General features: G+C 67.3%; 29 protein-coding genes. 17 read left to right on the forward strand and 12 right to left on the reverse strand.

Annotated features, from left to right (window positions below; genetic code table 11):
• The first annotated feature begins 25 nt into the window (after positions 1-25).
• The 3 genes from ASC46_RS21180 (at position 26) to ASC46_RS04280 (ending at position 2021) form a co-directional block, all read left to right on the forward strand.
• Positions 26-967 (forward strand): hypothetical protein, encoded by a 942-nt coding sequence (locus ASC46_RS21180; protein WP_141659651.1) that lies wholly within the window; start codon positions 26-28, stop codon positions 965-967.
• A 175-nt stretch (positions 968-1142) separates the two neighbouring features.
• The gene (locus ASC46_RS04275) at positions 1143-1580 is read left to right on the forward strand and encodes a DUF1489 family protein (protein ID WP_019403517.1); all 438 of its coding nucleotides are present in this window, start codon (positions 1143-1145) and stop codon (positions 1578-1580) included.
• Positions 1581-1658: 78 nt separating this feature from the next.
• Positions 1659-2021: a hypothetical protein gene (locus ASC46_RS04280; RefSeq protein WP_141659652.1), complete on the forward strand. Its 363-nt coding sequence runs from the start codon at positions 1659-1661 to the stop codon at positions 2019-2021.
• An 82-nt stretch (positions 2022-2103) separates the two neighbouring features.
• Here the strand turns inward: ASC46_RS04280 and panC are convergent, their stop codons facing one another.
• Positions 2104-2946: a pantoate--beta-alanine ligase gene (gene panC, locus ASC46_RS04285; RefSeq protein WP_055458074.1), complete on the reverse strand. Its 843-nt coding sequence runs from the start codon at positions 2944-2946 to the stop codon at positions 2104-2106.
• A 179-nt stretch (positions 2947-3125) separates the two neighbouring features.
• Here panC and ASC46_RS04290 point away from each other — a divergent pair, with 179 nt between their 5' ends.
• Positions 3126-3872 (forward strand): vWA domain-containing protein, encoded by a 747-nt coding sequence (locus ASC46_RS04290; RefSeq protein ID WP_055458075.1) that lies wholly within the window; start codon positions 3126-3128, stop codon positions 3870-3872.
• Positions 3869-4615 carry a DnaJ domain-containing protein gene (locus ASC46_RS04295; RefSeq protein ID WP_055458076.1) on the forward strand — a complete coding sequence of 249 codons (747 nt, stop codon included), beginning with the start codon at positions 3869-3871 and terminating at the stop codon, positions 4613-4615. The genes ASC46_RS04290 and ASC46_RS04295 overlap by 4 nt, the downstream gene beginning before the upstream one ends.
• Positions 4616-4693: 78 nt before the next feature.
• On the opposite strand, the gene ASC46_RS04300 is transcribed toward ASC46_RS04295, so the two are convergent.
• Positions 4694-6139, reverse strand: coding sequence for a D-alanyl-D-alanine carboxypeptidase (locus tag ASC46_RS04300; RefSeq protein WP_055458462.1), 1446 nt, complete (start codon positions 6137-6139; stop codon positions 4694-4696).
• A 283-nt stretch (positions 6140-6422) separates the two neighbouring features.
• Between ASC46_RS04300 and ASC46_RS04305 the strand changes: the two genes are divergently transcribed.
• From ASC46_RS04305 to ASC46_RS21840, 4 genes are all read left to right on the forward strand, one after another.
• On the forward strand, positions 6423-6773 hold the full coding sequence (locus tag ASC46_RS04305) for a phasin family protein (RefSeq protein ID WP_055458077.1): 351 nt from the start codon (positions 6423-6425) through the stop codon (positions 6771-6773).
• A gap of 301 nt (positions 6774-7074) precedes the next feature.
• The gene (gene clpS / locus ASC46_RS04310; protein ID WP_055458463.1) at positions 7075-7419 is read left to right on the forward strand and encodes an ATP-dependent Clp protease adapter ClpS; all 345 of its coding nucleotides are present in this window, start codon (positions 7075-7077) and stop codon (positions 7417-7419) included.
• Between the two features lie 13 nt (positions 7420-7432).
• The gene (clpA, locus tag ASC46_RS04315; protein WP_055458078.1) at positions 7433-9928 is read left to right on the forward strand and encodes an ATP-dependent Clp protease ATP-binding subunit ClpA; all 2496 of its coding nucleotides are present in this window, start codon (positions 7433-7435) and stop codon (positions 9926-9928) included.
• 65 nt (positions 9929-9993) lie between these two features.
• The gene (locus tag ASC46_RS21840; protein ID WP_276199658.1) at positions 9994-10122 is read left to right on the forward strand and encodes a hypothetical protein; all 129 of its coding nucleotides are present in this window, start codon (positions 9994-9996) and stop codon (positions 10120-10122) included.
• 20 nt (positions 10123-10142) lie between these two features.
• Here the strand turns inward: ASC46_RS21840 and ASC46_RS04320 are convergent, their stop codons facing one another.
• The 5 genes from ASC46_RS04320 to ASC46_RS04340 all read right to left on the reverse strand — a co-directional run bounded on the left by ASC46_RS04320 (position 10143) and on the right by ASC46_RS04340 (position 15393).
• A complete protein-coding gene (locus tag ASC46_RS04320; protein WP_055458079.1) occupies positions 10143-12137 on the reverse strand; it encodes a methyl-accepting chemotaxis protein in 1995 nt (664 codons plus the stop codon).
• A gap of 139 nt (positions 12138-12276) precedes the next feature.
• Positions 12277-12705, reverse strand: coding sequence for an HIT family protein (locus tag ASC46_RS04325; RefSeq protein WP_071924475.1), 429 nt, complete (start codon positions 12703-12705; stop codon positions 12277-12279).
• A gap of 53 nt (positions 12706-12758) precedes the next feature.
• Positions 12759-14099 carry a GNAT family N-acetyltransferase gene (locus ASC46_RS04330; RefSeq protein WP_055458080.1) on the reverse strand — a complete coding sequence of 447 codons (1341 nt, stop codon included), beginning with the start codon at positions 14097-14099 and terminating at the stop codon, positions 12759-12761.
• A gap of 69 nt (positions 14100-14168) precedes the next feature.
• Positions 14169-14912: a glycerophosphodiester phosphodiesterase family protein gene (locus ASC46_RS04335; RefSeq protein WP_055458081.1), complete on the reverse strand. Its 744-nt coding sequence runs from the start codon at positions 14910-14912 to the stop codon at positions 14169-14171.
• Between the two features lie 10 nt (positions 14913-14922).
• Positions 14923-15393: a RidA family protein gene (locus tag ASC46_RS04340; protein ID WP_055458082.1), complete on the reverse strand. Its 471-nt coding sequence runs from the start codon at positions 15391-15393 to the stop codon at positions 14923-14925.
• 243 nt (positions 15394-15636) lie between these two features.
• Here ASC46_RS04340 and ASC46_RS04345 point away from each other — a divergent pair, with 243 nt between their 5' ends.
• Together ASC46_RS04345 and ASC46_RS04350 are read left to right on the forward strand one after the other, a co-directional pair.
• Complete coding sequence (locus ASC46_RS04345; protein WP_055458083.1) at positions 15637-16470, forward strand: cell envelope integrity EipB family protein; 834 nt, start codon at positions 15637-15639, stop codon at positions 16468-16470.
• Between the two features lie 8 nt (positions 16471-16478).
• A complete protein-coding gene (locus ASC46_RS04350) occupies positions 16479-16847 on the forward strand; it encodes a YkvA family protein (protein ID WP_055458084.1) in 369 nt (122 codons plus the stop codon).
• Positions 16848-16891: 44 nt separating this feature from the next.
• On the opposite strand, the gene ASC46_RS04355 is transcribed toward ASC46_RS04350, so the two are convergent.
• Together ASC46_RS04355 and ASC46_RS04360 are read right to left on the reverse strand one after the other, a co-directional pair.
• Positions 16892-18202 carry a DNA polymerase IV gene (locus tag ASC46_RS04355; RefSeq protein ID WP_210165967.1) on the reverse strand — a complete coding sequence of 437 codons (1311 nt, stop codon included), beginning with the start codon at positions 18200-18202 and terminating at the stop codon, positions 16892-16894.
• A gap of 92 nt (positions 18203-18294) precedes the next feature.
• Positions 18295-18609 carry a DUF3572 domain-containing protein gene (locus ASC46_RS04360; RefSeq protein ID WP_082464695.1) on the reverse strand — a complete coding sequence of 105 codons (315 nt, stop codon included), beginning with the start codon at positions 18607-18609 and terminating at the stop codon, positions 18295-18297.
• Positions 18610-18714: 105 nt separating this feature from the next.
• On the opposite strand from ASC46_RS04360, the gene ASC46_RS04365 reads away from it, so the two are divergent.
• Positions 18715-19086: a response regulator gene (locus ASC46_RS04365; protein WP_055458085.1), complete on the forward strand. Its 372-nt coding sequence runs from the start codon at positions 18715-18717 to the stop codon at positions 19084-19086.
• Between the two features lie 18 nt (positions 19087-19104).
• Positions 19105-20490, forward strand: a complete 1386-nt coding sequence (locus tag ASC46_RS04370; protein WP_055458086.1) for a PleD family two-component system response regulator — start codon at positions 19105-19107, stop codon at positions 20488-20490.
• 376 nt (positions 20491-20866) lie between these two features.
• Here ASC46_RS04370 and rpmG read toward each other — a convergent pair whose 3' ends face one another.
• Both rpmG and ASC46_RS20735 read right to left on the reverse strand, forming a co-directional pair.
• On the reverse strand, positions 20867-21034 hold the full coding sequence (rpmG, locus tag ASC46_RS04375; RefSeq protein WP_055458087.1) for a 50S ribosomal protein L33: 168 nt from the start codon (positions 21032-21034) through the stop codon (positions 20867-20869).
• A gap of 232 nt (positions 21035-21266) precedes the next feature.
• Entirely contained in the window at positions 21267-21623 is a 357-nt protein-coding gene (locus ASC46_RS20735) for a DUF1236 domain-containing protein (protein ID WP_063185137.1), read from the reverse strand.
• A gap of 147 nt (positions 21624-21770) precedes the next feature.
• Between ASC46_RS20735 and ASC46_RS04385 the strand changes: the two genes are divergently transcribed.
• From ASC46_RS04385 to dprA, 4 genes are all read left to right on the forward strand, one after another.
• Positions 21771-22724 carry an aspartate carbamoyltransferase catalytic subunit gene (locus ASC46_RS04385; protein WP_055458467.1) on the forward strand — a complete coding sequence of 318 codons (954 nt, stop codon included), beginning with the start codon at positions 21771-21773 and terminating at the stop codon, positions 22722-22724.
• Between the two features lie 13 nt (positions 22725-22737).
• Positions 22738-24057 (forward strand): dihydroorotase, encoded by a 1320-nt coding sequence (locus ASC46_RS04390; protein ID WP_055458089.1) that lies wholly within the window; start codon positions 22738-22740, stop codon positions 24055-24057.
• 85 nt (positions 24058-24142) lie between these two features.
• Positions 24143-24757 carry a glycerol-3-phosphate 1-O-acyltransferase PlsY gene (plsY, locus tag ASC46_RS04395; RefSeq protein ID WP_055458090.1) on the forward strand — a complete coding sequence of 205 codons (615 nt, stop codon included), beginning with the start codon at positions 24143-24145 and terminating at the stop codon, positions 24755-24757.
• Positions 24758-24862: 105 nt separating this feature from the next.
• The gene (gene dprA / locus ASC46_RS04400; RefSeq protein ID WP_055458091.1) at positions 24863-26101 is read left to right on the forward strand and encodes a DNA-processing protein DprA; all 1239 of its coding nucleotides are present in this window, start codon (positions 24863-24865) and stop codon (positions 26099-26101) included.
• 12 nt (positions 26102-26113) lie between these two features.
• Here the strand turns inward: dprA and ASC46_RS21185 are convergent, their stop codons facing one another.
• Positions 26114-26392 (reverse strand): hypothetical protein, encoded by a 279-nt coding sequence (locus ASC46_RS21185; RefSeq protein WP_141659653.1) that lies wholly within the window; start codon positions 26390-26392, stop codon positions 26114-26116.
• Between the last annotated feature and the right edge of the window lie 118 nt (positions 26393-26510).

Consider the following 26510-nt stretch of genomic DNA (forward strand, 5'->3'; position numbering starts at 1 on the left):
CTATACAAAATAGTTGGCTATCAAATTGAATATTCCAGACAATCTTCTAGATCAGATAACGGAAAGCGCCCGTGCTTTTCTGTTACACGCGCTGCCATACGACAGGGCGGATAATTCCATCGTATGCTACCTTCACGGTCTTGATGCGACGGAACTTCTTATTCGGTGGTTCAATTGGTCGTGGCGCACTATTTCGGCTCGTCCAAGAGATGTCTACCTCTCTGGTGAGTTCATCGGGAATTCGCTGAGAGAGCGCTATAAGCAACCGCTCGAATATTTGTTGTCGGCCATTAAGAGCGGCGCCGATCTTAGGAAATATCAGAGTCGAAGAATTGACCAGGCTGTCGTTGTCCCAGGGAGTGTTCCTCTAAAGCGGCGGCAAGATATTGATCTCATGTTGAATTTTTTCGGTATTTACCATCTTCACATGAGCGATCAAGTCGAGGATGATGGCTTTGTTGTAAGAAGTGATGATGTTCTATTTGTATTGTTTAAGCGCGATCATGCCTTCGTAATCGATATAATGCCCCATAGAGGATCTTGGGCCAGCGCGCATTCGATCAAGGTAATTGTAAATAACTGGCCGATGGCAAATTTAGTTTATAAGGTCGAGGGGGCCGTTGGTTTGTCTCGGACGCTTAACGATTCCGATCGCCTAAGATTGCTGCAAATGGGCGCAAATTTTATGGTGGAGCTCGATGGGAGTTGCTATTTTCCGGGTCCCGGGATTTCTGCTTCAGGGGTATCGATCGATGCCGTCCGGAGCGCAGATCACGTCATGATGGAGTTGGAGAGATTTGCTTTAGCGGCCCAATCAGATTCGAATTTTGTTTCGAGCATATTTGTTGATAATAATATTCCCATTCCAATAAATTTGACCTTTAAATTCTATATCGACGCGAGCGGATTTGGGTTGATCGAGCCGAATTCTCAGACGTTCTTCCGCTTGTTTCGGGGGAGCGATTAGAATCCGGCAATCAACAAGGTGCCTATCGTTGGTTGAGGTGTGGCTCTCTTATCGAGGTTCGCAGCCTCAGCCTTTGTAGTTGCGACTCAGTCGTTTCTCTTGCTCCACCCGTTATCCCCCGCCCCGTGCACCGTCCCCGTTGCCTTGCGCGGCGCCGGCGCTAGATAGTTGGGCCATGGCCCTCCATCTCATCAAGCTCTGCGTCGGGGCAGAATCCATCCGCGACCTCGAGGAGTGGATCGAGGAGCGCATGCGCGAGCGCCGGCGGCAGAAGCTGCCGCAGGAGCAGCTGCACACGACGCGCATGGTGCCCAAGCGCGTCGAGGAGCTTCTCGACGGCGGATCGCTCTATTGGGTCATCAAGGGACAGCTCGCCTGCCGGCAGCGGCTCGTCGCCATCCGCCCCTTCACCGATGGCGAGGGCATCTCGCGCTGCCATCTCGTCATGGAGCCGGTCGTCGTGCCGGTTTCGCCGCGGCCGTATCGTCCCTTCCAGGGCTGGCGCTATCTCACGGCCAAGGATGCGCCGCCCGACCTCGGGGACGGCAGCGCGAGCGCAGCCGAGATGCCCGAGGAACTGCGGCGGGAACTCGCCTCCCTCGGCCTCCTGTAGGTTGCGTGCGCACCCGCACCGCTTTGGCACAGCCTTGCTGGCATCATCGATGCATGAGGATAGCCGATGGAGGCGCTCATGCTGATCGGTGTTGCAGAAGGGGCCGCACGGTCCTTTGAAATCGACGAGCGGGCGGAAGGCTATCTCGTGCGTCCGCGCCAGCGCGATACGGGGCAGGTCGAGATGGAGGCGGGACGTGTGTTCCGCACTGCGGTCGCCGCCTTTGCCTTCGCCGAGCGCGAGGCGCTGCTGGAGCGCTATGCCGAGGCGCGGCTCGAAAGCGGGCCCGACGGGGCCATGCCGCTCGCCCGCGACTGGCACAAGGCCGAATCCCTCTTCTCGACCATCAGCGGCAGCCTCGCGGACGAAGGCTTCAGCGCCGATCTCCTCGTGGCCTGGGCGGCTTACGAGGACGAAGAGGAGCGCCACCGGCTGCACTGACGATGCCGTTGCCTCGGAAACTGATTCCGGAGATTGCCGCAAGCTGCTGAACGGACGCGGTTTTCGTCGCGTCCGTTCGTTGTCAGACGGCGATGTTGTCGATGAGCCGCGTCGCTCCCAGCCGCGCCGCGACGAGGAGGCGTGCCGGCGCCGCAAGGTCGCTGACCGGCGCGAGCGTCTCGGCGTCGCGCAGGGCGAGGTAATCCACGGCGAAGCCGGCTGCCGCAAGAGCATCCTCGCCGGCCGTCACGACGGCCCCGGCATCCTCGCCGGCGCGCAGGCGCGCTGCGCCGTCCTGCAAGGTGCGGTGCAGCGTGGGCGCGAGCGCCCGCTCCTCGTCGGACAGGTAACGGTTGCGCGAGGACAGGGCGAGCCCGTCGGCCTCGCGCACGGTCGGTGCGCCGATGATTGCGGCCGAAAAGTCGAGATCGCGCGCCATGCGGGCGATGACCTTGAGCTGCTGGTAGTCCTTCTCGCCGAAGATGGCGACGTCCGGCAGGGCCTGCAGCAGCAGCTTGGCGACGACGGTGGCGACGCCGGTGAAATGAGTGGGGCGGAACGCGTCCTCGAGCCCGGCGGTAGCCGGGCCGGCAAGGCTCACCGTGGTGGCGAAGCCTGGCGGATACATCTCATCGACGACCGGCGTATAGGCGAGATCCGCGAGGCCTGCGAGCTTGGCGCGGTCTTCGTCGAGCGTGCGGGGATACTTCGCGAAGTCCTCATTGGGCGCGAATTGGGTCGGATTGACGAAGATCGAGACCACGACCCGGTCGGCGAGCGCACGGGCGCGCTCGACCAGTGACAGATGGCCCTCGTGCAGGGCGCCCATGGTCGGCACCAGGGCGACACGCTCGCCCGCCCCGCGCCAGGAGGCGACCGCCTCGCGCAAGCCCTTGACCGTCTCGACCGTCGCGACCCTGTCCATGCCCCTTGTCCCTCCCTTGCCCGGTCTTTGCCGCCGTGCATAGCTTCTGCCTGTAGCAAAGCGGGGCAGCGTCGCCAACAATCATGTTGCAGCGCAAATAAACCCGAGAGGATGCCCCGCTTGCAAGGGCGCCGGTTCGTGCCACATGAAGACAAGAACGAAAGGGAGGCGGCCCGGCCATGGGCGAGAACAAGCGTGACGGCCGCGACAGGGACCTGGCGCAGCGCGGATCATCCGCGCCGGACGTTGGCCCGTCGCGCGACGTCGATGCCTTCCTGAAAGAGGCCAGGGCGGTCGCCACGCCTGCCGCGCCGGCGGGGCGCCTCATCTTTGCGCTCGACGCCACCATGAGCCGGCAGCCGACCTGGGATCTCGCCTGCCGGCTGCAGGCCGAGATGTTCGACACGGCGCTCGCCGGCGGCGGCCTTGCCGTGCAGCTCGTCTATTTCCGCGGCTTCGGCGAATGCCGGGCCTCGCGCTGGGTCTCCGATGCGGGGGCCCTGACGGCGCTGATGACACGGATCGACTGCCGTGGCGGCCTGACGCAGATTGGCCGGGTTCTCGCTCATGCACGTAACGAGGTGTCGCGCAGCGGGGCGAAGGTGCTCGTCCTCGTCGGCGACGCTGTCGAGGAGGACGCGGACGGCCTGTGCGCGCTCGCCGGTGAACTCGGCCTGCTCGGCGTGCGCATCTTCGCGTTTCAGGAGGGGCATGACGCGACCGTGACAGGGGTCTTCAAGGAACTTTCCCGCCTGACCGGCGGTGCCTATGCGCGTTTCGACAGCGGTGCGGGTACAACGCTCGCGGCGCTCCTGCGCGGTGCAGCGGCCTATGCCTCCGGCGGCTTGCCGGCGCTGCAGCGGCTCGCCGACCGCGACGGCGGCGAGGTCAGGGGATTGCTGACCGCAATGGGTGGCAAGCGGTGATCGCACTTGCTCTGGGACTTCTCGCGCTGGTGCTCCTGTGGTGGCTCGGGCGCAGCTATGCCAATGCCGACGCCAAGGTGTTGGCGAAGGTTTTGCGAAAGGCCGGCGGCTGGGGAGCGCTCGCCATCGCGGCCGTTCTTCTGATCCGCGGGCGCTTCGACATGGCGCTGGGGCTTGCCGGCCTCGGCTGGTGGCTGCTCGGCCGGCCGGGGGGCGGCTATGCGAGCCCGCGCTCCTGGCCGGGTTCTTGGCCGGGATCCGGGCCCGGCTCGTCGGGCGGCGGGACGCCCCGCGTGTCGCGGGTGCGCTCGGTGATGATCGAGATGGAGCTCGACCATGCGAGCGGCGAGATGGAGGGGACGGTTCTCGCCGGCCCGCGGGAGGGCAGGGCCCTGTCGGGGCTGGGGCGGGAGGAGCTTCTCGCGCTCCGGCGCGAATGCCTGGCCCGCGACATGGACGGTGCGCGCCTCCTAGAGGCTTATCTCGACCGCCGGTTTCCCGCCTGGCGTGAAGACGCTGACGGCGATGCTCACGCGCGGGGCCGCGGCGAGGCGGCTGCGGGCGCGATGACGGAAGAGGAGGCTCGTGAAGTGCTCGGCCTTCCGCCGGGGGCCGGAGAGGCCGACATTCGTCGCGCGCACCGCACGCTCATGAAGAAACTCCATCCCGACCAGGGGGGCTCGACCTACCTGGCCGCCCGGGTGAATCAGGCCAAGGACATCCTGTTGAGCCGACATCGTTGATACTCCGACCGAATGCGGCGTTTCACTCTGTAAGGTTCGGGTGAGCCGTGGGGGGCGGCCGGCCCGTTGTCGCGCGGCTCAGCCGCGGGTGGCGAAGCAGGAGAAGCCGCGCCGCTTGAGGGTCTTGCACGCGGCCTGGGCGCTGTCCGGATCGAAGCCGGAGAAGCGTGCGCGGTAGAAGGTGGTGCCGTCCTTGACGAACTTCTCGGTGAAGGGCGAGGCATTCGACAGGAGATCGCGGGACTTCTGGCGGGCGTCGCTCAGAATGTCGCGGGCGCGCGCCTCGTCGCCGGTCGCGGCGAGCTGGATCACCCAGCCGGCCGAGCGGGAGGGGGCGTCCTGCTTTACGGGCTCCTCGACTGCCTGTTTCTTCTCGAGATCGGCGATGGCGGAGACGGCAACCGGTGCGGCGGAGGCCACCTGGGTCCCGGCGCGGGGCGCCGGCTGCGGGCCTGCCGACCACTGCATGGACGAGGGCGTCGCGGTCGATCCGGAGGCCGATGCGACGACCGGCCGGATGCTGGACAGGTCGAGCGGGGCGCCGGCCGGCTCGGGGCGTGGCGCGGGAAGCGGAATGGCGGCCGTGGTCTCCACCTCCTCCGCGCGGGCGACGGCGACCGGTGTCGGCGCACGGTCGGCGATGGCCGGCGTCTGCCGCGCGCCGGCATAGGCACGGGGCAGGTTATCCGAGACGAGGTTGGCCATGATCTGATCGCGGGACGCGCCGGAGCGACCGCCGAGGACGACGGCAACGATGTGGCGGGTACTCGTCTTGGCCGAGGTCAGGAGGTTGAAGCCGGAAGCGCGGGTAAAGCCCGTCTTGATGCCGTCGACGCCCTCGACGCGACCGAGCAGCTTGTTGTGATTGCCGTGGGTGCGGCCGGCGTAGGTGAAGCTGCGCCGCTCGAAATAGCCGTAGTAGCGGGGAAAACGATCCTGGATCGCTTGGCCCAGGATGGCGAGGTCGCGCGCCGTGGAGACGTTGGCGGGCGACGAGGGTAGGCCGTGTGGGTTGTAGAAGGTGGTGCGGCTCATGCCAAGCGCGCGTGCCTTGCGCGTCATGAGCTGGGCGAAGGCGCGCTCGGAGCCGCCGATGTTCTCGGCTACCACCATGGCGACGTCGTTGGCCGATTTCGTCACCATGGCCAGAATGGCATTCTCCACAGAGATGCTGGAGCCGGCCTTGAGCCCGAGCTTGGAAGGGGCCTGGGCGGCAGCGTTTGCCGAGACCCTGAGCGGCGTGTCGAGACGCACCCGTCCGGCCTCGAGCTGCTCGAACAGCAGATAGAGTGTCATCACCTTGGTGATGGATGCGGGAATGCGCGGAGCGTCGGCATTGACGGCATGCAGGGTCTTGCCGCTCTTCACGTCGACGACGATGGCCGCATAGGGCGGGTTGTACCCGCCTGAATCCTTCTTCCTGGCCATGGCCGGGGCCGATGGCACGAGGCTGAGCGACGCGGCAAGCCCGACGGCGCCCAGGGCGGCGCCCCAACGCCGCCACCGGGCTGATACGCAACCCATGTTCATTTGTCCGTCCCCGACATCAGACGCCTGAATTGTCTTTCTGCGCCGGATCCTTCGAGCCAGTCACCGGCGCGCCACTGTCAACGACGCTAAGTCGACGCGGTTACGGATGCGTTAAACGGGGCAGCGACGGCCATTGTGCGATGCAACAAAATGCATTGACAACGATTGTGCGTTGCACATATATAAAGCGAACCGGCTTCAGGCAGGCGGTTTTTTGGTCACGCCGGACGTGTCTCCGGCCAGCTCAGGGGCGGCGTCTCGTGGCGCCGAAGAGGACATGTTCGCTCAGTTTGACGATCTGCAGAAATTCGGCAAGGAACAGATGGACGTTGCCATGAAGGCTTTCGGCGCTGTCTCCAAGGGCGCCCAGGCGATTGCCGTGGAGGTTGCCGACTATTCGAAGAAAAGCTTCGAGCAGGGCAGCGCCACGGTCGAGAAGCTCGCCGGCGCCAAGACGCTGGACAAGGCCTTCGAGATCCAGTCGGCTTATCTCAAGAGCGCCTACGAAGGCCTCGTCGCCCAGACGAGCAAGCTCGGCGAGCTCTATGCCGACCTCGCCAAGGAAGCGGTGAAGCCCTACGAGGGGCTCTACGCCCGCGCGCAGACCGTCGCGACCACCGGCAAGTGATACCGGCGGCGGCCGGCGCCGCCGATCGATTTATCCTCCCACCTCGAGGCCCGGCCGCGTGCCGGGCCTTTTTCGTGCGCGTTGCCCGGGCGACCGCAGGTGCAGGACCTGCTGCCGCCGTCGTTGTTTTTTGATCCGCACACGGCGCCGGACGCACTGGCGAAGCATCTCGCCGGGCATTAGATTAGTCTGGCGCGCCGTCGGGGCACGCGAGAACGGATCGAGCGCGGGATCATTTGCGGACACGATGCCGACAGGGACTGGGAAGCTGGACGAGCGGGCCGTGAGGCCGACGACGGGCATGACGGAGCGCCGGCGTGGCGGATTGCGTCCCTCACAAGGGAACGATGGTCCGGGTTCGGCGCTTCTAACGAAAACCAAGCCGCGGACGAAGCGGCCCAGCATGTATCGCGTGCTGCTGCTCAACGACGATTACACGCCGATGGAGTTCGTGGTGCACGTCCTGGAGCGCTTCTTCAACAAGGCCCGGGAGGACGCTACCCGGATCATGCTGCACGTGCATCAGAACGGCGTCGGGGAATGCGGCATCTTCACCTATGAGGTTGCCGAGACCAAAGTGACCCAGGTGATGGATTTTGCAAGGCAGCACCAGCACCCGCTGCAATGCGTCATGGAAAAGAAATAGGGGAGAGATCCTTTTGCCCACCTTCTCCCGCAGTCTCGAACAGGCGCTTCACAGGGCGCTGGCCTTCGCCAACGAGCGCCACCACGAGTACGCGACGCTCGAGCATCTGCTGCTTGCCCTGGTCGACGACCAGGATGCGGCTGCGGTGATGCGTGCCTGCAATGTCGATCTCGAGATGCTGCGCCGCAATCTCGTCGAATATGTCGATACCGAGTTGACCAACCTCGTCGCCGACGGGCGCGAGGAATCGAAGCCGACCGCGGGTTTCCAGCGGGTCATCCAGCGCGCCGTCATCCATGTGCAGTCCTCGGGCCGGGAGGAGGTCACGGGTGCGAACGTGCTCGTCGCCATTTTCGCCGAGCGCGAGAGCCACGCGGCCTATTTCCTGCAGGAGCAGGACATGACGCGCTACGATGCGGTCAACTACATCAGCCATGGTATCGCCAAGCGAGCCGGTCTGTCGGAGACGCGCGCGCCGCGCGGTGCCGACGAGGAAGGCGAAGGGCGCTCGTCGAGCACCGACGAGGCGGAGGGGCAGCGCAAGAAGAAGGGCGATGCGCTCGAGGCCTACTGCGTCAACCTCAACAAGAAGGCACGCGAGGGACGTATCGACCCGCTCATCGGCCGAGAGGGTGAGATCCAGCGCACCATCCAGGTGCTGTGCCGCCGGCACAAAAACAATCCGTTGCTCGTCGGCGATCCCGGCGTCGGCAAGACGGCCATCGCCGAGGGGCTCGCCCGCAAGATCGTGATGGGCGAGGTGCCGGAGGTGCTGGCCGATGCGACGGTCTTCGCCCTCGACATGGGCACGCTGCTCGCCGGCACGCGCTACCGCGGCGACTTCGAGGAGCGCCTCAAGCAGGTGATGAAGGAGATCGAGCAGCATCCCGACGCGATCCTCTTCATCGACGAGATCCACACGGTGATCGGCGCCGGGGCGACCTCCGGCGGCGCGATGGATGCGTCGAATCTGCTGAAACCTGCGCTCGCCTCCGGCACGCTGCGCTGCATCGGCTCGACCACCTACAAGGAGTACCGCCAGTACTTCGAGAAGGACCGGGCCCTGGTGCGCCGCTTCCAGAAGATCGACGTCAACGAGCCGAGCGTCCCTGACACCATCGCCATCCTCAAGGGGCTGAAGCCCTATTTCGAGGAGTTCCACAAGCTGCGCTACACCAACGACGCCATTAAGGCGGCGGTGGAGCTGTCGAGCCGCTACATCCACGACCGCAAGCTGCCGGACAAGGCGATCGACGTCATCGACGAGACCGGCGCCTCGCAGATGCTGGTGCCCGAGAGCCGGCGCAAGAAGACGATCGGCGTCAAGGAAATCGAGACGACCATCGCCACCATGGCGCGCATTCCGCCCAAGACGGTGTCGAAGGACGATGCCGAGGTGCTGCAGCACCTCGAGGAGACCCTAAAGCGCGTCGTCTACGGGCAGGAGCGGCCCATCGAGGCGCTGTCGGCCTCCATCAAGCTCGCCCGCGCCGGGCTGCGCGACGCCGAGAAGCCGATCGGCTGCTATCTCTTCGCCGGCCCGACGGGCGTCGGCAAGACCGAGGTGGCGCGCCAGCTGGCGGCGACGCTCGGCGTCGAGTTGCTGCGCTTCGACATGTCCGAGTATATGGAGCGGCACACGGTCTCGCGGCTCATCGGCGCGCCGCCCGGCTATGTCGGCTTCGACCAGGGCGGGCTGCTGACCGACGGTGTCGACCAGCACCCACACTGCGTGCTGCTGCTCGACGAGATCGAGAAGGCCCATCCCGACCTGTTCAACATCCTGTTGCAGGTCATGGACCACGGCAAGCTGACGGACCACAACGGCAAGCAGGTCGATTTCCGCAACGTCATCCTCATCATGACGACGAATGCCGGCGCCGCCGACCTCGCCCGGCCGGCCTACGGCTTCACGCGCACCAAGCGCGAGGGAGACGACCAGGAGGCCGTCAACCGCCTCTTCGCGCCGGAGTTCCGCAACCGCCTCGACGCGATCATCTCCTTCGGCCATCTGCCGAAGGAGGTGGTGGCGAAGGTGGTGGACAAGTTCGTCCTGCAGCTCGAGGCGCAGCTCGCCGACCGCAACGTCACCATCGAGCTCAGCGACGAGGCGCGCGAGTGGCTGGTGGACAACGGCTACGACGAGGCGCTGGGCGCTCGCCCGATGGCACGGCTCATCCAGACGACGATCAAGACGCCTCTCGCCGACGAGGTGTTGTTCGGGCGCCTGAAAAATGGCGGCGCCGTGCGCGTCGTCGTCGTCACCGACAAGACGGGCACGCGCAGCCTTGGCTTCGAGTATCCGGAAGGGCCGGTGACGCCGAAGCCTGAGAAGGACGTGGCCGATGCCGCCAAGCGCCGCAAGGTGAAGCGGGGCTCGACAAAGCCGGCCCGAAAGGTGCAGAAAGGCCGCAAGTCGGGCGGTGGTGAGACCGGCGGGCGGGGCGGCAAGGGCGGCCTGCCGGCGCCGGTCAGCACCGTGCCCAAGGTCCCGCTCGTCAGGGGTTGAAGGTGGCAAGCTGGTTTCAGCGTAGACGGGAGCGCCGGCGTCGCCGCCAGCGCACCGAAGAAGTGATGTCCTGGTTCTTCCTGCCGATCATCGTGCTGATCAGCTTCTTCCTTGGCTCGCTCGTCTGGGACCAGGTCAGCGATCCCGCACAGGCCCTGATCAAGGCCGTAGCGAGCGGCGACCTGCTGCGCTGAAGCATCCTCCTCGCGCCGCGTCAGGCGGCGCGCACATCCTCTAGAAAGGCCGAGATCGCGCGCTCGATCGTTTCCGTCTGGTCCGCCAGGCGGTCGGCGAGGGCGTCCACGTCGCGCGCGGCCGTGCGGGTCGCCTCGGCGGCTTCGGCAACGCTTCTCATGGCCCCTGCGCCGGTGGCCGCCTCGCCCGAGGCGCGATCGACGTTGTCGGCGAGTGCGCGAACGACCCTTTCCTGCTCACGCACGGCGTCCGACACGGTTCCCGCCATGGCGGCCATCTCCACGATGATCGCGTTGACATGGCCGATAGCGTCCACCGCCGTGTCGGATACGGCCTGGATGGCGGCGATCTGGCTGCGGATCTCCTCGGTCGCGGATGCGGTCTGGCTGGCGAGGGTCTTCACCTCGGAAGCGACAACGGCGAACCCCTTGCCGGCTTCGCCCGCGCGAGCCGCCTCGATCGTGGCGTTGAGCGCGAGCAGGTTCGTCTGGTTGGCGATGGCGAGGATCAGCTTCACCACCTCGCCGATGCGATCGGCAGCCGTGGCGAGGTTCTGGACGGTCTCGACGGTCTCGGCAACCTCATCGCGGGCGCGCCCGGCAACGGTTGTCGAGCGGGCGGCCTCCTCGGTGATGCGATCGATCGACTGAGCGAGCGTGCCCGTTGCCGTGGCGGCCGAGGACACGTTGTCGGAGGCCACCGCGACCGCGCTGTCTGCCTCGCTGATGCGCCCGGCCGCCTCGCGTGCTGTGGCGTCAAGCGCATCCGAGGCCGTCCGCAGTTCGGCCGCGGCACGGCGCACCTCGACGAGGCCTGCCTTGGCGGTGGCCTCGAAGCGGGCGATCATCGCCTCGATCTGGGCGGCGCGCTCGTCACGCCTTGCCTGTTCCGCCGCTTCCCGCGCCGTCAGGGCGTCACGCTCCAGAGCATTGTCGCGGAAGACGGCGACGGCTGCCGCCATGCGGGCGATCTCGTTGCGCCCGGGCACGGCGGGGATAGCGATTCCGGTGTCGCCCGCGGCGAGGCGCTGCATGGTCATCGCCAGCCCGTCGAGCGGCCGGCTGATGCTGCGGCCGATCAGCCAGGAGAGGGCGAGGCCGATCACCGCCGAGGCGGCGATCGTCGCGAGGACGACATTGGTCGTCGCATCTGCGATGCGCTGGAGGCGCTGCGTCGCGGCGGCCGATCCACCCAACGCGGTCTGTACGATGGCGGCGACGGCCGGGTCGATGACGTCGGTGGAGAGGGCGAGCTGATCGCCGACGCGCACGAAGAGATCGCGCTTCTCCTGCCAGCTGTCCACCGTGGCGCGGTAGGTCTTCAGGCCATCTACGAGCCCGGCGCGCAGCTCCGGCGTCAGCGTCTCCGCCCGGGCGAGGAGGCGCTCGACGCGGCCGAGCGCAACTTCCATCCGGCCGCGCTCTGTGTCGCCGCCTGTCAGCAGATACTCGCGCTCCGCCCTGCGCAACTGGTCGAAGGCGACGATCAGCCGGTTAAGCTCGGGATCCGGATTGTCGCGCGCAAAATCGACGAGCGACTGCTCCATTGCCTTGGCGGCTGCCTGGAGGTTGCCGCCGAGCCCGCTGTCCGGGCTCGTGCCGAGATCGTTCACGAGGCCAGTGACGGTTCGAAAGGAGGTCTGGACGGCGGTAAGCGCCTTGCCGAGTTCGTCGATCCTCGCGCCAAGGTCGCCGGCCATTGGCAGGGAGCGCAGGGTGGCGAGGGCTTCGGTTGCCTGACGCGCCCCCTCGTCGAACTTGCGCGCGACGACATCGGTGCGCACGCGCAGGTAGTCCTTGACGTCGCCTTCGACCCGCAGCGTCGCGGCGCGGAAGCTCTCGGCAGCGTGGGCAAGATCGGCATAGGCGTCCTTTTCGGCGAGTGCCGCCTCGATCTGCGCGTTGCTCGCGGCGTAGATGGCGCCGATGGTGGCAAAGCCGATGAGGGCCGTGAGGCTGAGGGCGGCGATCCGCATGCGGATCGAAAAGCTGTGGAGCCAGGTTCGGGGCAGCACGCGTCACCTCGTCGAATGGTCGGCACACGGGGCGTGGCTGCCATTCTCGAGTGGCTGGCTGGCGCGAGGCTTGTCCTGCGAGAGACGGGTGGCCTCTGCCCGACAGCGGCCACCGTTCGTGCGGTTCGTCGGGACGGAATCAGCCGGCGGCGAGGGCCCTGCGGATGCGCTCGGCGTGGGCCTTCAGCGTCTCAGGCGGCGCCATCTCGCCGGTGTGCGGCCTGAGGGGCACGTCCTTCCAGCGCGGCAGGACGTGGACGTGGATGTGAAAAACGACCTGGCCGCCGGCGCTCTCGTTGAACTGCTGAATGGTGAGGCCCTCTGCGTCCATGCCGGCCTTCACCGCCCGTGCCACCTTCTGCACACTGATCGCGAGCCGGCCGAGATCCTCGGCGGGGATGTCGAAGATGTTGCGGGCCTCGACCTTGGGGATGACGAGCACGTGACCGTCGGCCCGGGGCATGATGTCCATGAAGGCAAGCGTGTGCTCGTCCTCGTAGACGCGCTCGCACGGCAGTTCGCCGCGGAGGATCCTGGCGAAGATGTTGTTGGGGTCGTAGCTGCTCATGCCATCCTCATGGGTCATCGACGGTGCAGGTTTGGCGAGCACCGCCTCCAACGTCAAGCACCGAGCGCGCGTGCCCCTCGACCTTCGTGCCGGTACGGCAGTTCCTCGGCGAGGGCCTCCATCTCCGCTTCGATGGCGATCCGCTCGCGCGCCAGATAGTCGGCCACCGCCCGGCGCAGGCCGGGATGGCCGATGTCGTGCGCCGAATAGGTGAAGGTGGGCTTGTAGCCGCGGGCGAGCTTGTGCTCGCCCTGCGCCCCGGCCTCCACGCGCGTGAGGCCGCGCCGAATGGCAAAGTCGATCGCCTGATAATAGCAGAGCTCGAAGTGCAGGAAGGGGTGATGCTCGATGGCGCCCCAGTTGCGGCCGTAGAGGGTGTTGGCGCCGATGAAGTTGAGCGCCCCGGCGATGTAGCGGCCGCCCCGCCGGGCCATGACGAGGAGGATCCTGTCCGCCATGTGCTCCCCGACGAGGGAGAAGAAGGCGCGCGGCAGGTAGGGCCGGCCCCATTTGCGCGAACCGGTGTCCTGGTAGAAGTCGAAGAAGGCGTCCCAGTGGGCTTCCGTGATGTCGCTGCCCGTGAGCGGCTCGACGGTGATGCCGGGGCCGAGCGCATCGCGCCGCTCGCGCCGGATCGCCTTGCGCTTGCGGGCGGAAAGGGCACCGAGAAAATCCTCGAACGAATGATAGCCCTCGTTGGGCCAGTGGAACTGCCGGTCGGTGCGCAGGAGGAAGCCCTCTTCACCGAGGAAGCGCCACTCCTCCTGCGGCAGGAAGGTCACGTGCGCGGACGAGGCATCGATCTCGCGCCGCAGGGCCCTGAGGCCGGCGACGAGGCCGTGGCGCGCGGCATCAGCGCCGGGGCCGGGCCGCGCGAGAAGGCGCCGGCCGGTTGCCGGCGTGAAGGGCACGGACAGCTGGAGCTTCGGGTAATATTGCCCGCCGGCGCGCTCGAAGGCATCGGCCCAGCCGTGGTCGAAGACATATTCGCCGAGCGAGTGCGACTTGCCGTAGCAGGGCGCCACGGCCCGCACGGTGCCGTCCGGTCCTTCGACCGCGAGGTGAAGCGGCGTCCAGCCCGTGCGCCCGCCGACAGCGCCGGATTCTTCGAGGGCGGACAGGAAGGCATGCGAAATGAAAGGGTTATCTGAATCGTGCTGAGAAACCGATTCAAGAGTGGCGGTGCCGCGGCCGGCGCAGGTCCGGTCGTCGTCAGGGGTACGAAAAGTCGCGTTGCGGAAATCGGTTGCCGGTGCTGATTGATCTGCCGGTTGAGGTTCCTGTGCGGCGCCCTGCGGGTTGGCGCAGGCGTCCCAGTCCGCAGCGGCGATGGCGGAGATCGAGGGAGCGACGCGGACGATGAGGCCCGCATCGTCGTCGGCTTTCGTCGTCATCGGCTGCGGCGGCTCGCGAATGGGGTCATGCCGCTAAGTTATGTGCGCCAGCCGCCGGCCGGTAGGGTCTCAGGGTACGAAACCCTCGAAGATCATCTGGTCGGCATATTGCATGGCTGTTTCCCTGTCCTCGGGCGTGCGCACGGTCCAGGTCAGCACCGGCATGCCGAAATAGCGCGCCATGTTGGGAGCAGCATGCGGCAGGTCCTTCACGTGCCAGGCAATGAAGTCGGGTCGCGAGTGTTCCATGTGCAGCAGATGGCCTAGGCTCTTCTGCATGGCGGCCGGCAGGCGTGCCCATTCGCCGTGGTCGTAGTTCGCCTCCGCCGTGATGCCGCGCGGGCGCCCCGGCGCAAGCTCGGCGAGCGCCTCGACGATGGCCGGATCGAAGGACATGAGCGCAATCGGGTCGTCCCGGCCGGCAACCACCTCCGCGACCCGCCGCGTCAGGGCGAGGTTACCGTCGAAGCCGCTCTTGATCTCGACGACCACGGGCACGCGGCCGCCGACGAGATCGAGAAAGTCACCCAGGGTCGGAATACGGTCGTCGCTGTCGCGGAAGACGATGCCCGCGAGCGCTGCGGCCGTGCGGGTGTCGATGCGGCCGCTCTCGCCGGTGAGGCGGTCGAGCGTGAAGTCATGGAAGACGACGGCCTCGCCGTCCGCCGTCAATTGCACATCGCATTCAATGGCAAAGCCGCGCGCGACGGCGGCAAGGGCCGCGCCGGGCGTGTTCTCGAGCACGCGGTCGGCGACCACGTGCAGCCCACGGTGCGCCACGGGCTGCGCCGTGAGCCAGGAGGGAGCGGGCATGTGTCGTTCCTCAGGCGACTTCGAAGATGGCCTCGACCTCGACGCAGGCGTCGAGCGGCAGTTCCGCGACGCCGACCGTCGAGCGAGCATGGCGCCCGGCCTCGCCCAGCACCTCGACCATGAGGTCGGAGGCGCCGTTCATGACCCCGGCGAGGCCGGCGAAATCGGGCGTTGCATTGATGAAGCCGCCAAGGCGCACGCAGCGCTTGATCTTCGAGAGGTCGCCGAGGGCGGCGCGGGCCTGCGCGAGCAGATTGATGGCGCACAGCCGCGCCGCCTCCTTGCCGGTCTCGGGCGAGATGCCAGCGCCGAGCTTGCCCTTGTGGGCGTCGGCGAGCTTGCCGTCGAGACCGAGGCAGAGCTGGCCGGAGATGACGAGGAGATTGCCCGTGCGCACATAGGGCAGGTAGTTCGCGACGGGGGCCGCCGGCGTCGGCAGCGTGATGCCGAGCTCGGCGAGGACGGCGTCGATGGTGCTCATCATCTGTCTCCGAATGTGAATGCCTCGCCCGGCCCGGGCGTCGACCGGGCAAGGTTGTTGCCGATCCGCCGTCATGTCGCAAGTCCGACGTGTGGCAAGCGCCGGCCGAACGCCGTCGTCCGTGCGCGATCCCGATCACGCGGCATTCTCGGCCTCTGTTGCCTTGACCGGTGGGGGCCGCAGCCGTCTAATCAGGACGCCACGACGGAACGATGCCGGCAAGACGCGGCAGTGGAGAATTGCATGAAGGTTTGTCTCGGCACGCTGCTGGCCCTCGGCGTGAGCCTCGGTCCGGTCGCGGCCGCCTCGACGGTGATGCCGCTGGCGCCGCACCGCGTCGTCTATGATCTTACCTTGCTCGCAAGCAAGGGATCGCGCGGCGTGGAGGCCGCCCGCGGGCGCGTCGCCTTCTCCTTCACCGGCAACACCTGCGAGGGCTACGCCCTGACATACCGACAGGTGACGGTGCTCGAAGGCGGGGACATTGGCCAGCGCACATCCGACCTGCGGACCACGACCTTCGAGGACGGCAAGGGGGCGAGCTTCACCTTCAAGACCGAATCGACCTTCAGCGGCGCGCCGGCCAAGCTCGTCGACGGCCAGGCGGAACGGGAGGCGGCGGATGGCCTCGTTGTGCGCACCCGCGCACCGAAACGCGACCGCTTTTCGCTCGATGGCGAGGTGATCTTCCCGACCGAACACCTGCGGCGCATCATCGCCGCTGCCAAGGCCGGCGATACGCTGATCGAGGCACGGGTGTTCGACGGCTCCGATGACGGCCGGCAGATCTACGACACGCTCGCCATCATCGGCCGGCAGAAGGGGGCGGACAACACCGCGAGCCTTGAGGAGGCGGCACGGCATGCGGCGCTGAAGGACATCCCCCGCTGGCCCGTGAAGATCAGCTACTTCACCAAGGAGGGGGAGGGGGAGCGCACGCCGCGCTACCAGCTCTCCTTCGAGCTCTACGAAAATGGCATCAGCCGCGACCTCGTGCTCGACTACGGCGACTTCTCCCTCAAGGGCGAGATGAAGACCCTGGAAATGCTCGAAACGCACCCCTGCGGGGTGCCCTGAGACCTCGAATGGCCGGCGGGCTGCGGCAGTGGGCACGCGTCATCAAGCGGGATGTGCATGCGCTTCATCTCGCCGGCCGCGACCCGCGCGTGCCGTGGTGCGCCAAGGCTCTCGCGCTCCTCGTTGCGGCCTATGCGCTGTCGCCGATCGACCTGATCCCGGACTTCATCCCGGTCCTGGGCTATCTCGACGATGTCATTCTGGTGCCGCTCGGCATCCTCGCGGTCGTGAGGCTGATCCCGCCGGGAATCATGGCCGAGCACCGGGAACTGGCGGCTGCGGCCCTGGAGCGGCCGGTGAGCCACGTCGCAGCGGTCGCCATCGTCTGCCTGTGGATCGCGTCCGCAGCGCTGGTGGTCTGGCTGGTGTGGCGTTAGCCCCAATCGCCGGACGCGCCTGCTCCGGCGCTCCCTGCGGCGCGTCAGCGCCGGCTGTCACCCCTCTTGTCCGCCGGCCTGCCGGTTTCGACGGCAAAGCCGATGCCGCGCACGACGGCAGTCCTGCCAAAGCGCTCGCGCAGACTGTCTACCGCCTTCTCCATCCGGGCGAGGCGCACCGATTCCGTGTCGGCGAGGTCGCCCACATCCGCCAGGGCGGAATCGCACAGGTCCGTCGTGCCGATGCCGATGAGGCGAAAGGCGGTGCCGTCGCACTCGCTCGTCAGCATGGGCGCCGCGATGTCGAAGAGCCGGCGGGCGAGCTGGGTCGGCGTGATGCCGGAGCGCGAGCGCGTCCTGGTGCGGAAGTCCGCGGTCTTGAGCTTCAGCGTCACGCTGCGCCCGGCGAAGCCGGCCTTCTTCAGCCTGAGCGACAGCTTCTCCGACAGGCGCCAGAGGATCGGCGCCAGCGTCTCCACATCCCTGATGTCGCGGTCGAAGGTCGTTTCGGCGGAGATGCTCTTGGTCTCGCGCACCGGGTCGACCTTGCGCGTGTCGATGCCGTGGGCGAGGCGGTGCAGCCTCAGGCCGTCCTTGCCGACGAGGGCGACGATCTCGCCCGCGTCCCGGGCCCGGACGTCGTCGATGGTCCTGAGGCCGGCGCGTGCCAGGCGCTCCTGTGTCGCCGCCCCGATGCCGTAGATGATGGAGACCGGCTTGCCGGCGAGGAAGGGCGCGACATCCGCCTCGCCGATGATGGAGAAGCCGCGCGGCTTGTCGAGGTCCGACGCGATCTTGGCGAGGAACTTGTTGACCGACAGGCCGACGGAGATGGTGATGCCGAGCTCGTCCTCCACGCGCCGGGCGAAACGCGCGAGCGTGACGGCCGGGCTCGCCTTGTGCAGGCGCTCGGTGCCGGTGAGGTCGAGGAAGGCCTCGTCGATCGACAACGGCTCGACGAGCGGCGTCATCTCCAGCATCAGGCGGCGCACCTCGCGCCCGACGCGGACGTATTTCTCCATGTCCGGCTTGACCACCACCGCATCGGGGCAGGCCTGCAGCGCCTTGAACATGGGCATCGCGGAGCGCACCCCGTAGGTGCGCGCGATATAGCAGGCGGTCGAGACGACGCCGCGCTTGCCGCCGCCGATGATGACCGGTTTGTCGCGCAGCTCCGGCGCATCGCGCTTCTCGATGGTGGCGTAGAAGGCGTCGCAGTCGACATGGGCGATGGAGAGCCGGTCACGCTCGGGATGGGCGATGACGCGCGGGCTGCCGCAAGCGGGGCAGCGCGGGCGCGGCGGCGCCGTCGCGCTCAGGCAGTCGCGGCAGAAGATGTTCGGCGCGTCGGCCATGATGCAAGCCCCGTGCCCGCCCGAATCCGGCGGGAGAGCATCATCCACCGGCCCTGCCCCGTCGGCAATCGGCAACAGGCTGCCACTGCCCTTCACTGCTCTCTGGCTGTGTCCGGATCGAGGGTGGCCCGGGCGCGTGCAACCTCCTCGGGAGCGAGGTTGTTGTTGGCCGCGAAGGCGAGCAGCAGCGATTCGTCGGCGAGCAGATGGTCAAGGACCGACAGGAGAAAGCGCGGTTCGGCCGCCGCGGCGCGGATGTTCTCCGGACCGAGCCCGGTGAGGGCGAGGAAGCGTCCCAGCCGCTCGGGATCGGCCGCCAAGAAGGAAAGGGCGGTGATGGCGCAGTTTTCCGCCTGCGCTGCGGACAATGACTTGTTCGGCCGCATTTCGTGGATCAGATTTGCCATTCATCAACGGGTGGGCTGCTATCTCTAGCATCGATCGCACAGGGAAGTGAGAGCCCGCCTGTCCTTCGCGGATGGAGCGGGCCCGCCGCGCAAGAGGCGTCGCATATGCCGAAGACCGTTCTCATCGTCGAAGACAACGACCTGAACATGAAGCTGTTCAGCGATCTCCTCGAGGCCCACGGCTATGCGACCCTCAAGACCGCCAGCGGCGTGGAGGCGATGGAAATCGCCCGCGCGAACCGGCCGGACCTCATTCTCATGGACATTCAGCTGCCTGAAGTCTCCGGTCTTGAGGTGACGAAATGGCTGAAGCAGGACGCGGAGCTGAAGGCAATCCCCGTCATTGCCGTCACTGCCTTCGCCATGAAGGGCGACGAGGAGCGCATCCGGGAGGGGGGCTGCGAGGCTTATCTCTCCAAGCCGATTTCGGTCGCAAAATTTCTGGAAACCGTCAGAAACTATCTCGACGCTGCCTGAGACGAGCCATATCGCGCCATGTCCGCCCGGATCCTCGTAGTTGACGATACGCCGACCAACGTGAAGCTGCTTGAAGCGCGGTTGACGGCAGAATATTTCGAGGTCCTCACCGCCTCGAGCGGGCCGCAGGCGCTCGCCCTCTGCGCCGAGGGCCTGTGCGATATCGTGCTGCTCGACGTCATGATGCCCGGCATGGACGGGCTTGAGGTCTGCCGCCGGCTCAAGCACGACCCGGCAACGGCCCATATCCCCGTCGTCATGGTGACGGCGCTCGATGAGCCGAGCGACCGTCTGAGCGGCCTTGAGGCCGGCGCCGACGACTTCCTCACGAAGCCGGTCGACGATCTCGCCCTCATCGCGCGCGTGCGTAGCCTCGTGCGCCTGAAGACCCTCACCGACGAATTGCGCAACCGGGTGCTGGCCTCGCGCGGGCTCGGCATCGTCGACGATCCGTTGGCGGGAGCCACGCTCGAGACCGGGCGCGATGCACAGGTCCTCGTCGTCGAGGACCGGCCGGAGACGGCGGTACGGATGGAGGCGGCGCTCGCCGTTGATCACGCCGTCTGTGTCGTCGCAACGCCGGCGGAGGCGCTCGCGCGGGTGGCGGAGGAGGATTTCGACGTCTTCATCGTCAGCCTCGGCCTGGCCGGGGCAGACGGGCTTCGCCTGTGCAGCAACCTGCGGGCGATGGAGCGTTCACGCAACGCGGTTGTCCTGATGGTGGCCGACGAGAGCCAGCGACCTGCTATCCTGCGCGGGCTCGACATTGGAGTGCACGACTATCTGCTGCGGCCGGTGGAGCACAGCGAACTCGTGGCGCGCGTGCGCACCCAGGTGCGCCGCAAGCGCTATGCCGACAGCCTGCGGGCCAGCGTGCAGGCTTCGCTCGCGCTGGCGGTGCTCGATCCGCTGACGGGTCTGTACAATCGCCGGTATCTCGACGGGAAGCTGCGCACCGCTTTCACCCAGGCGCGGGAGAGTGGCGACGACCTGTCGCTGCTGCTGCTCGACATCGACCGCTTCAAGCTGATCAACGACGGCTTCGGCCACGACGTCGGCGACGAGGTCCTGCGCGAATTCGCCCGGCGTGTGCAGACCCATACCCGCGGCATCGATACGGTCTGCCGCTTCGGAGGCGAGGAGATCGTCGTCATCGTGCCGGGAACGCCGCTCGAAGCTGCCGAGGCCGTCGCCGAGCGGGTCCGGATACGGGTCGAGGGAGAGCCCTTCATCGTGCAGCGCGGCAAGATCGCGCTCGACGTGACCGTCTCCATCGGTGTCGCCAGCCTTCTGCCCGGCGACGGCTCGATCCAGGCGCTCTTCAAGCGGGCCGACATGGCCCTCTACCGGGCGAAGGCCGCAGGCCGCAACCGCGTGGTGGCCGCTGCGGGAGAGGCAGCGTAGGACGCTCGCTCGGAGCGCTTAACCGTGCGCGCAGGTTTGCACCCGTTGAGCCAATTCCGCGATTGCATTCTGGCGCCGCGGATGTAGGTTGTCGGCATGCGAGGCCGCTGGCCCGCAGAAAGTTTCCCTACGGATGCTCAGGTCCGCCGCATCTCCTGGGTCCCGTGGGGTTCGGCCGGCACGGAAGCGGTTACGTGGCCTCCTCGAACCCGCTTCCGGCCGGCCACCTGATTGCTCCGGACTTGCATGCCGGTTTTGCGGTCGTGCCGGCCGGAATCAGAAAGGCGCCCGACGGGCGCCTTTTTATCAGGAGCAGACTTTCGTGGCGCCGCAGGCGGGGCGAGCCCTGCCGCCTCCGGCGCCGGCCTCGCCCGGTTCACTTGATCTTGTGTTCCTTGAACTCGACGTGCTTGCGCGCCACCGGGTCGTACTTCTTGATGGCGAACTTGTCGGTCATCGTGCGGGTATTCTTCTTCGTCACGTAGAAATAGCCCGTGTCGGCGGTCGAGACGAGCTTGATCTTGATCGTCGTAGCCTTGGCCATGGCGGCACCTCTTCAGGCGGGGCTGCTGTGGCAAGCCCGTCGCGAAAAACCAAAAGGGCCGGAGTCGCCCGGCCGTTCGGCTCGGGAGATGCAGCATTCCGCAGCGGAAGTCAAGGCTGCCGGCTGCCGCAAACGATGGGACCGGCGACAGGGGTCGCCGGTCCTCTCTCGCGTTGCGGCGTTCCTGGCGGGCAGCCGGGGCATCGGGTGTCATCCGACGCCGGCCGGCGTGTCAGTCGGCCGCTTCCAGGACGCGCACGACCCGACGGGTCGAGGGGTCGACCACGAGAATCTCGTTCTCAGTGGTCACGTACTCGTAGTCGCGCAGGCTGGGAGCCGTCTCAATAATCTCGGGTGAGAAGTCGTGGAGCACGACGTCCGGCGGCAATTCGGCACCAACGGTGATCTGACGCTCAAGAACGATCGGCGCCGGACGGCGCTCGATCACGTAGCGGCGAACGACTGTCTCCTGTTCCGGCGCGATCTCGATCGTCGGTCCTGTCGTCTCGATGACGGTCGTCTGCGCCATGGCTGCTGTCATGCCCGCAGCAAGGAGTGCGGACGCGAGCAGATAAGGTAGGCGTGTCATTCTTAACTCTCCTTTTCGCCCCGTGAACAAACGCCCCGGGCCGCGGCTGGTTCCCGGGCCGCTCGGGTGCGGGCGAGGCGCAGGATGAGGGTGTGGCGAGAGCGTGTTGCCGAATGGCCCGACTCCGCCTATAGCGGTGGCTTCAAGATGACAGCCACAGCCGCTCCCCGCCCGAGCTTTCCCCACCGGCATCTGCTGGGGATCGAGGGTCTTTCGCCGCTCGACATCACCGCCCTGCTCGACATGGCCGATGAGGCCGTGGAGGTGAGTCGGCAGGTCGAGAAGAAGCGCACCACCTTGCGCGGGCGCACGCAGATCAACCTCTTCTTCGAGCCCTCGACGCGCACGCAGTCGTCCTTCGAGCTCGCGGGCAAGCGCCTCGGCGCCGACGTGATGAACATGTCGGTCTCCTCCTCCTCGGTGAAGAAGGGCGAGACGCTGATCGACACGGCCGCGACGCTGAATGCCATGCGGCCGGACATCATCGTCGTGCGCCACCATGCCGCCGGGGCGGTGCATCTCCTCGCGCGCAAGGTCGATTGCGCCGTCATCAATGCCGGCGACGGCGCCCATGAACATCCGACGCAGGCGCTGCTCGACGCGCTCACCATCCGCCGCAACAAGGGGCGGATCGAGGGGCTGATCGTTGCCATCTGCGGGGACGTGCTGCATTCGCGCGTGGCGCGCTCCAACATCATCCTGCTGCAGGCGCTCGGCGCGCGCGTGCGCTGCGTCGGGCCCTCGACGCTGCTGCCGTCCGGGCTCGAACGCTTCGGCGTCGAGGTCTTCACGGACATGCGCAAGGGGCTGGCGGATGCCGACATCGTGATGATGCTGCGCCTGCAGCGGGAGCGCATGAACGGCTCCTTCGTGCCGTCGGTGAAGGAATATTTCCGCTTCTTCGGCCTCGACCGCGAGAAGCTCGCCTATGCGAAGCCCGACGCCCTTGTCATGCATCCGGGGCCCATGAACCGGGGCGTCGAAATCGATTCGGAGGTGGCCGACGGCGCCCAGTCGCTCATCCGCGAGCAGGTGGAGATGGGGGTCGCCGTGCGCATGGCGACGCTCGAGGCGCTGGCGCGCAACCTTCCGAACGGATGAGGGGGCAGGACCGATGAAGACCCCCACGACACAAGCGCGGGCCCTCGTTTTCACCAATGCCCGCCTCGTCGATCCCGCGAGCGGGCGCGAGGCGGCAGGGGCGCTTCTCGTCGAGAACGGCGTCATCGCGGACGTCGCCTGGGACGAGCCCGGCCGCGCCGGCCCGGCGGAGGCCGAGGTGGTCGACTGCGGCGGGCGTGTGCTGGCGCCGGGCCTCGTCGACATGCGCGCCTTCGTCGGCGAGCCGGGGGCCGAGCACCGCGAGACGCTGAAGACGGCGAGCGAGGCTGCGGCGGCCGGCGGCGTCACCACTGTCGTCTGCATGCCCGATACGGACCCCGTGGTCGACGAGCCGTCGATCGTCGATTTCCTGCTGCGCCGCGCGCGCGACACGGCCGTCGTCAACATTCACCCCGCCGCCGCTTTGACCAAGGGCCTCGAAGGCCGGGAGATGACCGAGTTCGGCCTCCTCATGGAGGCCGGGGCCGTGGCCTTCACGGATGGCGCGCGCTCCGTCACCAATGCCCAGGTGATGCGCCGCGCGCTCACCTATGCGCGCGATTTCGGTGCGCTCATCCTCCACCACACGGAGGATCCCGACCTCGTCGGCAGCGGCGTCATGAACGAGGGCGAGCTCGCGAGCCGCCTCGGCCTGCCGGGCGTGCCGCGGGAGGCCGAGATCATCATGCTGGAGCGGGACCTGAGGCTCGTGCAGCTGACAGGCGCGCGATATCACGCCGCCATGGTGTCCTGCGCTACCTCCATCGCGCTCATCGAGCGGGCGAAGGCCGAGGGACTGCCGGTCACCTGCGGCGTGTCGATCAACAATCTCACCCTCAACGAGAGCGACATCGGCGACTACCGCACCTTCCTCAAGCTCTCGCCGCCGCTGCGCTCGGAGGAGGACAGGCTCGCCGTGGTCGACGCGCTGGCACGCGGCGTCATCGACGTCGTCGTCTCCGACCACAACCCGCAGGACGTGGAGACGAAGCGGCTACCCTTCGCCGAGGCGGCGGACGGGGCGATCGGCCTCGAGACCATGCTGTCGGCGGGGCTGAGGCTCGTCCATGCCGGCCATATCGGCCTTGCCCGCCTGCTCGCGGCCATGGCGAGCCAGCCAGCCGCGCTGCTCGGCTTGCCGGCCGGGCACCTCGCGGCAGGGGCGCCGGCCGATCTCATCCTCATCGACCCCGACGAGCCCTATGTGCTCGACAAGGCGGCCCTGCACTCGCGCTCCAAGAACTCGCCCTTCGACGAGGCGAGGCTCGAGGGGCGCGTGCTGCAGACCTTCGTCGCCGGTCGCAAGGTCCACGACGCATCGCCCGCTTCCTGATGTCCGCGGCAGGGCTTGCGGCCTTTTCGCGCTGCCCGCCCGCGTGCAACATCGGAATCGACGGAACCACAACCGAGGCTGCCCCATGCCCGAAGCGATGAACTGGTCGCTCGCCTGGCCCTATTTTCTCGCTGCGCTCGTCTTCGGCTACCTGCTGGGATCGATCCCGTTCGGTGTCCTGCTCACGCGCCTGACCGGCGCCGGTGACCTGCGCAGCATCGGCTCGGGCAATATCGGCGCGACCAACGTGCTGCGCACGGGGCGCAAGGGCCTTGCGGCGGCGACGCTCCTCGGCGACATGCTCAAGGGCACCGCCGCCGTGGTAGTGGCCGCGCAATGGGGGCCTAACACGGCGCTCCTCGCCGCGCTCGGCGCCTTCCTCGGCCATCTCTATCCCGTCTGGCTGCGTTTTCGCGGCGGCAAGGGGGTCGCCACCTTTCTCGGCTGCGCGCTCGGCCTCAAGCCGCTCGTGGCGCTCGTCTTCGCACTCGTGTGGCTGGCGAGCGCCTTTTTGACCCGCTATTCCTCGCTGTCCGCGCTGCTGGCGAGCCTCGCGACCGTCGCGGCCTTCTTCCTCATCGGCGAGCGGCAGATGGGCGAACTCGCGATCGTCCTCGTCGTGCTGCTGTGGTGGGCGCACCGGGGCAACATCGTGCGGCTGGTCAAGGGCACCGAGGGCAAGATCGGTCAGAAGGGCTGAAGGCTGCATCGCCCCGGGCGCTGCAACCTTGGCTTGCGTCCGGCGCAGCCGCCGGGCAGTCTCACTCCGTTCAGCGGCGCCGCGTGCCGGCGTGGCCTCAAGGAGATGGGCATGAGCGGATTTCGCCTCGACGACGAGCAGCGCCTCGACTGGCTGCAGCTGCTGCGCAGCGAGGGCATCGGGCCGCGCACCTTCCGCACGCTCATCGGCCGCTATGGCACTGCCGCCGCCGTTCTTCAGGCCCTGCCGGAGCTCGGCCGCCGCCGCGGTCATCCCATCCGCATGGCGTCGCGCGCCGAAGCCGAGCGGGAGATGGCGCAGGCGCAGCGGTTGGGCGTGCGTTTCGTGGCGCCGTCCGAGCCGGATTATCCGCTGACGCTGAGGGCCATCGACACGGCGCCGCCGCTCATCGGCCTGCGCGGCAACGCTGCCCTGTTCGCGCGGCCGATGGTCTCCATCGTCGGCTCGCGCAATGCCTCCGCGGCCGGCCTCAAGTTCACCCAGCGCCTTGCGCGCGAACTGGGGGAGGCGGGGTTCGTCGTGGTGTCGGGGCTTGCCCGCGGCATCGACACGAGCGCCCACAACGCGAGCCTCGCCACCGGGACGGTCGCCGTCCTCGCCGGTGGGCATGACCGGCTCTACCCGGCCGAGAACGCATCACTGCTCGACGAGATCGTCGCGCGCGGCGTCGTCGTGTCGGAAATGCCGATGGGGTGGGAGCCGCGCGGGCGGGATTTTCCGCGCCGCAACCGGATCGTTTCGGGCCTGTCGCTCGGCGTCGTCGTGGTCGAGGCGGCGCGGCGCTCCGGCTCGCTCATCACCGCCCGGTTCGCGCTGGAGCAGGGGCGGGAGGTGTTCGCCGTCCCCGGCTCGCCGCTCGACCTGCGAGCCGAGGGTACCAATGATCTCATCCGCGAGGGGGCGACGCTCTGCGCGAGCGCTGAGGACGTTGTGCGGGGGCTTGCGCCGCTCGTCGCGAAGCCACCCTCGGGCGACCTAGGGCTGATGGACGCGACTCGCGAGCGGGCGGATCAGGATCCGCTGTGGGACGAACTGGACCTCGACGCGCTGGATGGCGAACCTCTCCGTCCGGAGGGGGGGATAGTCTTGGACATGACCGCGGATCGGCCGGCCGGCAACTATGCCGCGTCGTTCAATGGCGGCGAGACGGCGAGGGACGACATGGGGCGCGTCGTCGGGCTCCTGGGCGCCACGCCCGTCTCGGTCGACGACCTCGTGCGGGCATCCGGGCTGTCGATCCGCTCGGTCCAGCTCGTGCTGTTCGAGCTCGAGCTTGCCGGCAAGCTCGTGCGCCACGGCGGCAACGCCGTATCGCTCGCCTGAAGGCGATACCAGTCAGTCGACAGCTTCCAGCCGGCTCAGCGCGCCGAGTGCCTCGATCCGGGCCATTTCGAGAAAATAGCCCAGGGTGTCGAGCCGTGCCGCGCGCGACATCATCGCCAGTTCGCCACTGAGTTGTGCCACGTAGCTTAGAAGCTCCTGACGGTCATCCCGGAGCGGCTGGGCGGCGGGCCGAGACGCGCGACTTGCGGTGCCAGACCGTTCCGGCTGGCGCCGGCCGCCGGTGTGGACGATGGAAAGTTCGGACCTGTTGCGTTTGATATCGCTTGTCATATGCACGATCTGCAACCGACGTTAGCATGAATTGATTATATGCAACCAGTGAATGCATCCTTACCACAGCTGATATACGAAGGCGATGGGTAAAACGCTGCGCATGCTCGCCTTTCAC

It is taken from the genome of Chelatococcus sambhunathii (assembly GCF_001418005.1).
GTDB lineage: Bacteria > Pseudomonadota > Alphaproteobacteria > Rhizobiales > Beijerinckiaceae > Chelatococcus_A > Chelatococcus_A sambhunathii.